Raw genomic sequence first — 12,445 nt, 5'->3', positions numbered from 1 at the left:
CCGGTGACCTCTTGCATGCCATGCAAGCGCTCTAGCCAGCTGAGCTAATTCCCCTTGTAATAAGAACTTCCCCGTTGCAGGAGTGCAAATATAGAGTGCCGGTCAACATCCAGCAAAAAAATCTGCCGGTGAAAAAAAACCGACCCGGAAATAAGCCGGATCGGTTATATATAGCGTGCCTTAACTGCTGTGCTGCCTGAATTAAGCCTGTTTGATCAATTCTACGTTGATAGCAAGTTTCACCTCGTCAGATACCACTACCCCACCCGCTTCGGTTACTGCTGCCCAGGTAAGGCCAAAATCCTGGCGATTGATTTTACCTGTTAGTTCAAAACCCGCCACGGTGTTTCCATAAAAATCAACCTGTGTACCGCCGAACTCAGCTTTCAGTGTTACCGGTTTGGTGGTGCCGCGGATGGTAAGATCACCTGTTAAGGTATAATCCGATCCGCTGATGGGTGATAGAGACGTGGAACGGAAAGTCATGGCAGGGTGCCCTGCTGCATCGAAGAAATCAGGCGATTTCAGGTGCCCGTCCCGCTGTTCATTACCAGTTGTAATGCTATCGATTTTTGCAGAGAACTGAATTTTTGCGTCCGAAAAATCCTGTTGCTCTGCTTCCAGGCTGCCTTCAAATTCAGTAAACTTTCCGGATACTGTTGAAATAACCAGGTGCTTTACTTTAAACGTGATTTCTGAGTGACTGGGGTCTATTTTCCAGGTTGCCATTGTTTTGAGTTTTTATAGTTTTTATAAATGCGATAAAATTAGAATACAATATTAATGTTTAAACATTAAAAGACAAAATAAAAATCCGGATTTCTCCGGATTTAACAAATTATCGTGCCAGTGGCTATTCGAAACTCAATTAATCTCCCCAAACCTGGTCTTCGCCTTTCAGCCAGCGTTTTACCAGCTCGGTAGTTATGGATTTCGGACGCTCCAGCGGAAAGCCCAGGGCCCGGTCCCAAATTAGGCTGGCCATTACGCCCAGTGCTCTGCTCACTGCAAACATGACGGTATAAAACTCGTATTCTTTTAACCCGTAATGCACCAGGAGAGCGCCGGAATGCGCATCCACATTTGGCCAGGGATTTTTCACTTTTCCAAGCGCTTGCAGTATGGGCGGAACGGTTTCATACACGTTCCAAACCGTTTGACAGAGCGGATCGTCTGGCATATGTTTTTTGCCGAATTCCATCTGTGCTTCAAAACGCGGATCGGTTTTACGCAATACCGCATGGCCATAGCCCGGCACTACTTTACCGGCGGCCAGTGTATCCTGCACGTATTGGGCAATCTGATCTTTGGATGGATTGTCGGTACCCAGTGATTCCTGCATTTCAAAGATCCATTTGATCACTTCCTGGTTGGCCAGCCCGTGCAGCGGACCTGCCAGGCCATTCATGCCCGCGGCAAAGCTCAGGTAAGGATCGCTCAGGGCAGAACCTACCAGGTGGGTAGTATGTGCAGATACATTGCCTCCTTCATGATCGGCATGAATGGTCATGTATAAACGCATAAGTTCCTGGAAACCTTCGTCTTTATACCCCATCATATGCGCAAAATTTCCCGACCAGTCGAGCAGTCCGTTCGGTTGAATATGTTCGTTCTGCTTATACTTACGGCGATATACATACGCTGCAATACGCGGTAAGCGGGCAATCAGGTCCATGGCATCGTCAAAAGTATGCTCCCAGTAATCCTTTTTATTCATGCCCCTGGCATATTCCTTGGCAAAATTACTTTCGGTTTGCAGGGCCATGATGCCCACTACAAACATGGTCATCGGGTGCGTATTTAAAGGAAGCGCATCGATTGTATTGAAAACATGGGTAGGTACATGGGAACGACGCTGCCATTTTGCCGTCATCTCGTTTACGTCATCTTCCGTGGGCAGCTCATTGAATAACATCAGGTAAAACAGGCCTTCCGGTAAAGGTTCACTACCCCCTTTGGCTTTAGGAAGCTTTTGTTGCAGCTCAGGAATAGAATACCCCCGGAAGCGGATCCCCTCCTGCGAGTCGAGCAATGAGGTCTCTGTAACAAGCCCCGTAATGCCCCGCATACCCTGATAAACCTGGGATAAGGATACTTCTCCAATCACTTTATTTCCATGCTCTTTCAACAGGCTTTTTATTTCTGCTGAGGCCAAGTCTGCCTTTTCTTTGAATTTTTCTTTGTAGCTTCCCATTAAGAAGTTTTTATATATGTATACGCCAACTAGTTCGCCAGGCTATAACCTATAAAATTAGCTATTGTCTGTGTTACAACAAATAAAAATTGGCTTCTGTTGCGTTAGAAAAGGATTAAAAAAGCAGCGATGCTTACTTAGGGGCTTTTTTGTAGAGGTACCAGGCGACAAATAGAAATATAAGATTGGGTAACCAGGCAGCCAGTATTGGAGGAAAATTTCCCTTGGTAGAGAATACGGTGGAGAACTTATCCATAATCACAAACGATGCGGCCGCAACAATGCCGAAAGCAAGTTGGATGCCGGACCCTCCCCGGGTTTTGCGGGCCGCCACAAAAACCCCCATCAGGGTGAGGATGATAACAGATACGGGGGTTGCCAGCCGGCGGTGAAATTCTACTTTATAGGTATTTAAGCCTTCCGTACCCCTGGTTTCTTCCCGTTTTATAAAATCATACAATTCAACCGAGCTGAGTTTATCTTTCAGGTAATCATCACGTCGTAGCTCTTCCGGTTTCATATTCAGGTTCACTTCGAGGTGAGGGTGTTTGACCACGGTTTCTTTCAGCCCATCTATTTTTCGTTCCACCGCATTTTCTATCCGCCATTTGCGGGTAGCCGTATCCCAGCGGATATAATCGGAGCGAAGATTATAGACTACCTGGTTGCCCTTGATCCGTTCGAGAAAAAAATTACTGGCAGATTTATTCAGGGTATCATAATACTTCATTCCAACAAACGTGACGCTGTCTGAACGGAAATAAAAATCTCTGCTGCCGCCCGCCCCGGAGGAGTAGGTACTGTTTTTATCGATATAGGTGATCTTGAACTTGCTGTAAATTTCATTGGCACGCGGAATAACGATGGCATTGGCCCAGAGCATAATACCGGCTAGTAATACGGCGCCAATCAAATAAGGCCGCAGAAAACGATGGTAGGGAATTCCTGTTGCCAGTATTGCCACCGTTTCCGACCGGCCCGCCATTTTTGAGGTAAAAAAAATAACCGCAATAAAAACGATCAGCGGAAAAATCATGGATATAATAAACGGAACAAAACCAAAATAATACTGCGTAACAATACCGGAAAAGGGCAAGCCCGATTTTACAAAATCATCTGTTTTTTCACTGGTATCGATCACCACCGCTATTACCGTAATGGTAAGGATGGCAAACAGAAAAGTGACCATGAATTTTTTGAATATATACCAGTCGAGGATTTTCATGCCTAGCGAATTGCAGCGGTCAAATCTAGTTGAAAAATGGTTAATGCTTTCACAACCTGGTTTTTAGAAGCAGGATCTGTTCGTTCTTCCAACTTGTAAAATCGCCTGCAAGGATATGCCGGCGTGCCTCTTTTACCAGCCAGAGATAAAATGCCAGGTTATGTACACTGGCAATTGTTAAGGCCAGAATTTCCTTGGATTTTACCAGGTGCCGGAGGTAGGCTTTGCTGTAATACTGACTAAACGCATTGTCAATACCATCGTCAATAGGGCTAAAGTCCTTTTCCCATTTTTTATTGTCGATATTGATCACTCCTTTGCTGGTAAACAACATGGCATTTCGTCCGTTCCGGGTGGGCATAACGCAGTCGAACATATCAATGCCCAGCGAAATATTCTCCAGGATATTCCAGGGGGTGCCCACTCCCATCAGGTAACGGGGTTTGTCGGCGGGCAGGAATTCACAGCAATGTGCCGCATGTTCGTACATCATTTCTTCCGGTTCGCCTACAGACAAGCCACCAATGGCATTGCCGGCAGCTCCTTTTGAAGCAACAAATTCAGCCGAAGCCCGACGAAGATCTTTATAAGTACTGCCCTGCACAATCGGAAACAGGTTTTGGGTGTAGCCGTATTTATCGGGTGTTTCTTCAAGCCTTTTAAAACAACGGTTGAGCCAGCGATGCGTAAGCTCCATCGATTTTTGGGCATAGCTGTAATCGCTGGGATAAGGCGGGCATTCGTCAAATGCCATAATTATATCAGCGCCAATCGATCGCTGTATATCCATCACCGACTCCGGGGTAAAAAGGTGTTTGGAACCATCGATATGACTTTGAAAAAGGGCTCCCTCCTCTGTCAGCTTTCGGTTACCGGCCAGCGAAAAAACCTGGTAACCGCCGCTATCGGTTAAAATAGGGCGATCCCAGCCCATAAAACGGTGTAAGCCACCCGCCGCTTCCAGCACTTGCTGCCCGGGCCTCAAATAAAGATGGTAGGTATTTCCCAGGATAATCTGTGCATTCACCTCAGTCTGCAGTTGTTGCTGGCTCACTGCTTTAACGCTGCCTACGGTACCAACCGGCATAAAAATGGGTGTTTCAATAGTTCCATGATCGGTTGAAACCAAGCCTGCGCGGGCATTTGAACCGGCATCTTTTCCACAGAGTTGAAATGATAGTGCTGCCATAAGGGGAGCAAAGGTAATTAATCTTAATTTCGCCGCCTGCGTCTTAACCCAGACCAACCGTGGATGCTTATGGATCTATTGCAGCTCAACCTTAATTGGGGATTGATCAGCCTCGTGTTGTTCAGTGCCATCAGTTTACTACAACTCCTCTATTATTGGGGAATTTTTAGTCGCCTTGCTTTTTATAACCGCCAGGAGCGGGAGCAATCGCAGACACACCCCGTTTCTGTTATTATCTGCGCCCGTGACGAAGCCGGGAACCTGGCGCGTAATCTTCCGGGTGTATTATTCCAGCAATACCCATCGAGCCATGAACTGATTGTGGTAAACCATAATAGCCAGGACGATACCCGTTATTTACTGGAAGAATTCAAGAAAACATTTAAGGGGCTACAGATCGTTAACCTCGAACATGAGGCTAAAGGCATACCCGGGAAAAAATACCCCCTTTCCATTGGTATAAAAGAAGCTGATCATGAAATCCTATTGCTGACCGACGCAGATTGTGTACCCGCCTCTGAACACTGGCTGTTTAAAATGCAGAATGCGTATCAACCCGGTATTGAAGTGGTGCTCGGATACGGCCCCTATGTTAAAAAGCCCGGCCTGTTAAATAAACTTATCCGCTTCGAAACCTACCATACAGCCCTCCAGTACTTGTCCTATGCACTGGCTGGCATGCCCTATATGGGAGTGGGTAGAAATCTTTCCTATAAACGGCAGTTGTTCATTAATAATAAAGGGTTTTCCGCCATTAACCACCTACCCGGCGGCGATGACGATCTTTTTATCAATAAAGTGGCCAATAAAACCAATACCGCTGTAGTACTGGATCCGGAAGCATTCACCCTTTCGGAGGCCAAAAAAACTTTTGGCGATTGGTTTCGGCAGAAACAACGCCATTACTCCACCGGCAAATACTACAGCAGCAAGTTCAAATGGTTGCTGGGCACTTATTCACTTAGCCTTTTTTTATACTACCCCGCATTCATAACGGCCCTTATTTTTTCCGACTGGCGCCTGGTGCTGGCTATTTTCGGCATCCGCTTTATTTCGCAGGGAATTATTCAATATAAGTCCATGCAGCAACTACAGGAAAAAGATTTATGGGCCTGGTGGTGGTTATTCGATATCTGGATGTTCCTGTATTATTGCATCTTTGCACCAGCAATATGGAAAAAACCCCGTCAAAACTGGGCCTGATCACTGAGTATTTCGATGATTTCAGCGCCCATCAACTAGCACAGTTTGCTGCGCTGGATGAACTGTACAAAGAGTGGAACAGTAAGATCAATGTAATTTCCAGGAAAGATATTGATCAGCTCTACGAAAATCATGTACTGCATTCACTGGCTATAGCTGCCGCATTTGAATTTCCGCCGGGTTCAACCGTGCTGGATATCGGCACGGGAGGCGGTTTCCCTGGCCTGCCCCTGGCTATTTTTTTCCCCGAAGTGAATTTTTTACTGGCCGATAGCATCAATAAAAAACTAACCGTGGTGAAGGAAGTAGCGGCTGCTATCGGATTAACCAACCTCAGTACCCGCCATACCCGGGTAGAGGATATCAAAGACCGAAAATTTGATTATGCGGTGTCAAGGGCTGTGGCTCCGCTCAAAGATTTATGGTACTGGGCAAGGCCGGTTTTGAACAAACGCCCATCGGAAGGAAATTTTCCGGCAGCCGGACTCATCTGTTTAAAAGGAGGGGAACTGGGTAAAGAGATATCCGAATCCGGACTCAAACCCCGTATGCTGGAAATCTATGATCTTTTCCCCCTGGATTATTACCGGGAAAAATACCTTTTGTACGTTCACAAATAAACCTTAAACTACCACAAAGTAGTATTGAACGGCTGGCAAATTTCCTTGATCTTTACGACATGGCGATTACTGTTTGTATAGTAGATGATACCAATGATATTAGGCATGCATTAGAGGAAATTGTGCGATTATCGGACGACTATGAGTTGCTGGGGAGCTTTGCCAGTGGAGAAATGGCCCTGGAAAAAATACCTGCCTTACAACCCAATGTGGTATTGATGGATATTAACCTTGGCGGAATCAGCGGAATTGAATGTGTTCGTCAATTAAAACCAGCCAATCCGGATGTACTTTTTATGATGTGTACCGTCTATGAGGAAGACGAGAAAATTTTTGAAGCATTAAGCGCAGGCGCCAATGGGTATATCCTCAAAAAAACCTCACCTGCTAAATTATTGGAATCTATCCGGGAACTAAGTGAAGGCGGGGCGCCCATGAGTAGCCAGATTGCCCGGAAAGTAGTGACAGCCTTTCAAAACAGGCCCAACCAGACCGATACCAATCCCCTTACCGGAAATGAAAAAAACCTGGGCGTCCTTTCTAACCGGGAAAAAGAAATTCTTGAACTTTTGGCCAAGGGCCTGCTGTATAAAGAAATTTCGGGCCAGTTATTCATCAGCCAGGAAACCGTCCGGAAACATGTGTATCATATTTATGAAAAATTACATGTAAATAATCGGGTGGAAGCCGTCAACAAATTCTTCGGGCGATAGGATAAAATACCCACTTTGAGGTATTGGATAGGAAATTCTGAAAGCTAATTTTGGAGTTCGAATGGGGATGCCTCAAATATTATTAATCATTTTACCTTACCTTACCTCTCATTCCACCGCCATCCACTTTATGCTGTCCAATAAAATTATTAAAGCCGTTGCGAAACAACGGCTTTAATAGAAGGACTTTACAAGATCTTTTACCAATTCAGTTCCAACTTATTATCTCGTGGATTTACGTCGGCCATACGGGTTGAAGGATCAATCTCTACCGATTTTATATCCTGTAATTTTTTACTCGTACTGATCAAATATGTAGGATGTGTCCATTTCCAGGCCTCGTAAACTTTACGGGGCAGGGCAGGATCTTCCACTGGTTTACTACCAAACATCTGGTACAATGGAATATAATGCAATTCCTTGCTGCCATCCCGATAGGTAATCAGCACATCTACCGGCATGGGCATTTTACCGGTTCTTTTGAGCCGGATAGTGGTAGCTCCGTTTTGTTCAAACAGGCTGTCGATTCCGTAATCGATGGTTTTGGTGGTATTTACCCAATATTCCTGGTACCAGTCTAACTCAATGCCTGAGCTTTTTTCTGCAACCCGAATAAAATCATTCACCGTGGGATGTTTGAATTTCCACTGGTTGTAATAATCGAGCAGGATCTGATCGCGCTGATCAGCCCCTACGATATAGCCCAATTGTTCCAGGAACACTTCGCCCTTTGAATAAGAAGCAATGCTATAGGCAAAATTTGTTTCGAAATGGTCGGCATGTGTGGTCAGGGGCTCTTCCAACCCACTTTTTACCAGGGCAAAATAATTCTGGTAAGCACCCGCATGCGGGCTTTCTTTCATGGAAGGATCGACGATGCTTCTTTTGGGTCCGGTGCTGATACCGGAAGAAGTGATGGCCGCTTTATCTTTATCGCGCTCGGCATAATAAGCACTTACCAGGCTTTCCGCAAAAGAAGTGAACCCTTCATCCATCCAGGCATATTTCGATTCGTTGGTTCCTAAAATCATTTGGTACCAGCTATGCATCCATTCATGGAAGGCAGTGCCCAGTCCGGGGCCGGCTACCAGCGTAGCCATGGGGTATTCCATTCCACCGTCGCCACCATGGATAAACGAATATTGCTTATAGGGATATTTTCCGAATTTCTTTTCTATAAAGGGTAATACGTCAACAGCAGCATCGGCAACTTTTGTCCAGGCAGCATCATTTTTTTCATCCTTCTGCTTGCCCTTATAAAGTACATGAATGGTGGGGCCATTCGGAACCTGGCGAACAATATGTTTGTAATCCGGATCTGCCGCCCACACAAAATCGTGTACCAGTGGCGCTTTGAAATGCCAGGTAAGTTTTTTTGTACCGGGAACAACCGGTTTGGAGCCGGGTGTTTCATAACCATACCCGATAGCATTGGCATTCTGAAGATACCCGGTTCCTCCCAGTATATAGGAACGATCAATGCTGATCTTTACGTCAAAATTTCCCCATACACCGTAAAATTCACGGGCTACATAGGGGTTGGGATGCCAGCCGTCCGCATCGTATTCACATAATTTGGGATACCATTGCGACATAGAATAACGTACCCCGGTAGACGGATTATCGCGTCCGGAACGGCGTACCTGCAAGGGCACCTGCGCTTCAAAGTCCATCGTTAATACGGCTTTGGATTTCGGCAGGATGGGTTTACTAAGTTTAACTTCCAGTATGGTTTCCAATACCTTATACTCCTGCGCAACGCCGTTTAGTTTAATTGAATGCACTTTCTGATAGCCGATTTCTTCCGGTTTAAGCTGTGCGATCCGGTCTCTTACCCGTCCATCCCAGTCGGGCCGGTTGCCTATTTTTGTTTTACCCAATTCCTGGCTCCTGCTATCCATCATGCTATTTGGCTGAAACGCGTTCCAATAGAGATGATAGTAAATTTTTTTGAGCGTATCGGGGGAGTTGTTGGTGTAAATTAATTCCTGTGTACCGGTAAACCGATTGGTGGAAACATCCATATCAATGGTCATTTTGTAATCGGCTTCCTGTTGCCAGCGACCCGATTGGGCAAATAGACTTCCACTGCAACTCAATAAACAGGTAAGTAACCAGGTATACGTTTTTTGCATAAAGGTGTTTAGGTTAGCTGAAACGCTAAATGTACGACTTAGAGGGTAAGTTTATCACGAACCAACCTGCCTTTATCAGTAAAGGTCAAATCTCTTTTATTAAGGTCAGACTTACTAACCAGCAGGCGGTATTCGGTTTTATCATTGGGCTGAATCAGTTCGTAGTACCCAATAATTTCCCATTCTGCATATTTACTTTTGTCCAGGCCAGCTAATACATCTTCCGGAAGATCGTCGCGGGTAATTTCTTTCTGCGAGCCGTTCCAGGTTCCATCGTTTTTAAAACTGGCTTCGTATTTATCCCCTTCCAACTGGAAATACACGATAAAATGGGATAATTTATCCTTCCATTCCACACTTTCGGCATTCCTGTATTTGTATTTGAATGCATCCGTAACTACGGCCGGTATTTTCCGGATCTGTGCGATGGCGGGTGAGCTGAAGACAATTCCTGTCAGAACTACTAATCCAAGTATTACAGATCTCATATGACGGTCTTTGATAGTACACAAATATCCAAACCCTCTTGATAAGAAAAACCTAAAAATCAGGCGGGGGCGCCTTCTACGACTACTACAATTTCTCCTTTAACGGGTTTACTACTAAAATAAGTAGCTAATTCAGCAAGACTTCCTCTTTTATTTTCTTCAAAAACTTTGGTCAATTCCCTGGATACGGAAGCTTGCCGGTCGGCTCCCAGCCAAACAGCCAGTTCTTCCAGTGTTTTTACCAACCGCATGGGCGATTCGTAAAAGACCATGGTGCGTTCCTCGGCGGCCAGTTTTTTAAAGAGGGTTTGCCGGCCTTTTTTAAGCGGCAAAAATCCTTCAAAACAAAAGCGATGAATGGGCAGACCGCTGTTTACCAGTGCCGGCACGAAAGCGGTTGCTCCTGGCAATGATTCCACTTTCACCTGATTGCGTATACACTCCCGCACCAGTAAAAATGCCGGGTCAGAAATACCGGGGGTACCGGCGTCTGTTAGTACGGCCATGCTTTTTCCGGCAACCAATTGGTCTACCAGGTGTTGCAACACTTTATGTTCATTGTGCTGGTGATAGGGCGTCAGTGGTTTTTGAATCTGGAAATGATTCAAGAGCCGGGAGGAGGTTCGGGTATCCTCCGCGAGGATAAGATCCACAGTTTTCAGTACCTCCAGCGCCCGCAGGGTAATATCCTGTAAATTACCAATCGGAGATGGAACCAGATACAGCATTACTGCACGCTTATCTCAAATTGCTCCATAACGGGATTGGCCAATAATTTTTTGGCTGCCTGTTCAGCTATTGCGCGGGCTTCTTCTGCAGAATTAGCATCTACCTGAAGGCTGATATTTTTTCCGATCCGTACATCCTGGATCGCCTGAAGGCCGAGATTACCCAATCCACCCATTACTGCTTTTCCCTGTGGATCAAGAAGTTCTTTCAGTGGCATTACTTTAACCTGTACTGCAAAAGTCATTCTGTTCTATTTTTAAAAGCCAAAGATACAATAATATAGACGAGGAATACGACCGGCATGGCTGCCCATTTTAGGAGCAGCGCCGCAATAACGGCAACAACAAGCACCAGGTACCGGGCCATATTTGGCTGAAGAGCAAAATTTTTGAACTTGAAGGCCATGATGGGAAGCGTACTAACCATCAGGTAGCTAAGTACCAGTATTATTCCATAGAGTACCCATTTGTTGGTGAGCAGGGCAGCTATGGAGGTATAGTCGCCGCTCCAGTACAATAAAGGGAAAGACGCTACCACTAAGCCCACTGCGGGAACCGGTACACCGATAAAGCCATACGACTGCCGGGTATCAATATTAAAACGCGCAAGGCGGTAGGCAGCTGCACAGGGTACCAAAACGGCGGGAATAGTCCAGACCAGGGACGCATCCAGGCCGTTAACTTCCTTAGCCAGGCTGAGCCGGAGAAACTGGTAAAGAATTAATCCGGGCGCCACGCCAAAGCTTACCACATCAGCCAGCGAATCGAGTTGTTTTCCCATCTCCGAGCTGGCTTTGAGTAAGCGGGCCACAAACCCATCGAGGAAATCAACCACCGCGGCAAGTCCAATAAAAAGAGACGCCATCCATATTTTTTCCGGCATATCCACCAGGTATTCGCCGGCCGGGCCATTGGCAATGGTTATACCATTCTGCAAAATCACAATTATCGCAAGAAAACCCAGTACCAGATTAAGCAGGGTAAAAAGATTGGGAATTTGTTTCATGTTTCGGTTAGTGGTGAGGGTTAGTTGCTTATTTTTTCATTAAACGTTCAATCTCTTCCGCTGTAATCGGAATAGCAGCCATCAGGTCTTTGTTACCCGTACGAGTAATCCAGAAATTATTTTCTATCCGTACCCCCATTTTTTCCTCTTCTATATAAATACCCGGCTCAATGGTAAATACCATGCCTGCTTTGATGGGTTCGGTTCTTGTACCCAGGTCGTGTACATCCAGGCCCAGGTGGTGTGATATTCCATGATAAAGATATTTTCTATACGCCCTGTTTTCAGCGTCCTCATTTTTCAGGTCTTCTTTTTTCAGTAAGCCGATTTTTACAAACTGTTTGCTGGCTTCCTCCCCTACTTTATCGGTATACTGCAGAATGGAAATACCCGGTTTCAGGATAGATTTCGCATAATTGTGCAGGTGCAGGCAGGCATTGTAAACTTCTTTCTGCCTTTTGGTAAATTTTCCATTAACGGGGATCGTACGTGTCAGATCCGCATTGTATCCACCATATTCTGCCCCGAAATCCATCAATAACAACTCACCGTCTTTACACTCCTGGTTATTGGAAACATAATGCAGGGTACGGGCCCGGTCACCACTGGCTATTATACTTCCATAAGCCGGCCCCGCGGAACGATTCCGTAGAAATTCGTGGTAGATCTCTGCTTCAATTTCATATTCCATAACACCGGGCCGTACAAATGACAGGATGCGGCGGAATGTTTTTTCCGTAATATCAATGGCCTGTTGAATTACTTCCACTTCAAGGGCAGATTTGACCACCCGCAGCTCTTTCATGATTTTTGCGGACCGCTTGTATTGATGAAGAGGATAACGCGCCCGCAACTCAGCTGCATACCGATAATCACGTACTGGTACCAGATTAGCTTTCCGGTCGTTTTCATTGGTATTTAAATAAATGGTATCAGCCAGGTGG

The 12,445-nt window shown here is 45.6% G+C and carries 13 protein-coding genes; 3 read left to right on the top strand and 10 right to left on the bottom strand.

The genetic code is table 11. From position 1 onward, the window contains the following. Window positions 1-201 precede the first annotated feature (201 nt). From A1D16_RS19480 to tgt, 4 genes are all read right to left on the bottom strand, one after another. Window positions 202-729, bottom strand: a complete 528-nt coding sequence (locus A1D16_RS19480) for a YceI family protein (protein WP_290712638.1) — start codon at window positions 727-729, stop codon at window positions 202-204. A gap of 139 nt (window positions 730-868) precedes the next feature. After that, window positions 869-2,194, bottom strand: coding sequence for a citrate (Si)-synthase, eukaryotic (locus tag A1D16_RS19475; protein WP_290712636.1), 1,326 nt, complete (start codon window positions 2,192-2,194; stop codon window positions 869-871). A 133-nt stretch (window positions 2,195-2,327) separates the two neighbouring features. Continuing rightward, window positions 2,328-3,419, bottom strand: a complete 1,092-nt coding sequence (locus A1D16_RS19470) for an LptF/LptG family permease (RefSeq protein WP_290712634.1) — start codon at window positions 3,417-3,419, stop codon at window positions 2,328-2,330. A gap of 49 nt (window positions 3,420-3,468) precedes the next feature. Continuing rightward, window positions 3,469-4,608, bottom strand: a complete 1,140-nt coding sequence (gene tgt, locus A1D16_RS19465; RefSeq protein WP_290712632.1) for a tRNA guanosine(34) transglycosylase Tgt — start codon at window positions 4,606-4,608, stop codon at window positions 3,469-3,471. A 69-nt stretch (window positions 4,609-4,677) separates the two neighbouring features. Between tgt and A1D16_RS19460 the strand changes: the two genes are divergently transcribed. Genes A1D16_RS19460 through A1D16_RS19450 form a run of 3 tightly spaced genes read left to right on the top strand, consistent with a single transcriptional unit; the run spans window position 4,678 to window position 7,144 of the window. After that, the gene (locus tag A1D16_RS19460) at window positions 4,678-5,811 is read left to right on the top strand and encodes a glycosyltransferase (protein ID WP_290712630.1); all 1,134 of its coding nucleotides are present in this window, start codon (window positions 4,678-4,680) and stop codon (window positions 5,809-5,811) included. Next, window positions 5,781-6,431, top strand: a complete 651-nt coding sequence (rsmG, locus tag A1D16_RS19455) for a 16S rRNA (guanine(527)-N(7))-methyltransferase RsmG (protein WP_290712628.1) — start codon at window positions 5,781-5,783, stop codon at window positions 6,429-6,431. Before A1D16_RS19460 ends, rsmG begins: the two co-directional genes overlap by 31 nt. A 59-nt stretch (window positions 6,432-6,490) precedes the next feature. Continuing rightward, the gene (locus tag A1D16_RS19450) at window positions 6,491-7,144 is read left to right on the top strand and encodes a response regulator transcription factor (RefSeq protein WP_290712626.1); all 654 of its coding nucleotides are present in this window, start codon (window positions 6,491-6,493) and stop codon (window positions 7,142-7,144) included. 200 nt (window positions 7,145-7,344) lie between these two features. Here A1D16_RS19450 and A1D16_RS19445 read toward each other — a convergent pair whose 3' ends face one another. From A1D16_RS19445 to A1D16_RS19420, 6 genes are all read right to left on the bottom strand, one after another. Beyond that, window positions 7,345-9,279, bottom strand: coding sequence for a M1 family metallopeptidase (locus A1D16_RS19445; protein ID WP_290712624.1), 1,935 nt, complete (start codon window positions 9,277-9,279; stop codon window positions 7,345-7,347). A 38-nt stretch (window positions 9,280-9,317) separates the two neighbouring features. Beyond that, window positions 9,318-9,767, bottom strand: coding sequence for a PepSY-like domain-containing protein (locus A1D16_RS19440; protein WP_290712623.1), 450 nt, complete (start codon window positions 9,765-9,767; stop codon window positions 9,318-9,320). Window positions 9,768-9,826: 59 nt separating this feature from the next. Continuing rightward, on the bottom strand, window positions 9,827-10,495 hold the full coding sequence (gene rsmI / locus A1D16_RS19435; RefSeq protein WP_290712621.1) for a 16S rRNA (cytidine(1402)-2'-O)-methyltransferase: 669 nt from the start codon (window positions 10,493-10,495) through the stop codon (window positions 9,827-9,829). Then, window positions 10,495-10,740, bottom strand: a complete 246-nt coding sequence (gene purS / locus A1D16_RS19430; protein ID WP_290712619.1) for a phosphoribosylformylglycinamidine synthase subunit PurS — start codon at window positions 10,738-10,740, stop codon at window positions 10,495-10,497. The genes rsmI and purS overlap by 1 nt, the downstream gene beginning before the upstream one ends. Further along, complete coding sequence (gene pssA / locus A1D16_RS19425; RefSeq protein ID WP_290712617.1) at window positions 10,737-11,501, bottom strand: CDP-diacylglycerol--serine O-phosphatidyltransferase; 765 nt, start codon at window positions 11,499-11,501, stop codon at window positions 10,737-10,739. The genes purS and pssA overlap by 4 nt, the downstream gene beginning before the upstream one ends. A 28-nt stretch (window positions 11,502-11,529) precedes the next feature. Beyond that, window positions 11,530-12,445: M24 family metallopeptidase (locus tag A1D16_RS19420; protein WP_290712615.1), on the bottom strand; the 916-nt coding region annotated here is incomplete at its 5' end.

This window comes from Flavihumibacter sp. CACIAM 22H1, from assembly GCF_001601815.1.
Lineage (GTDB): Bacteria > Bacteroidota > Bacteroidia > Chitinophagales > Chitinophagaceae > Flavihumibacter.
This window is presented reverse-complemented; position numbering and strand designations above follow the sequence as displayed.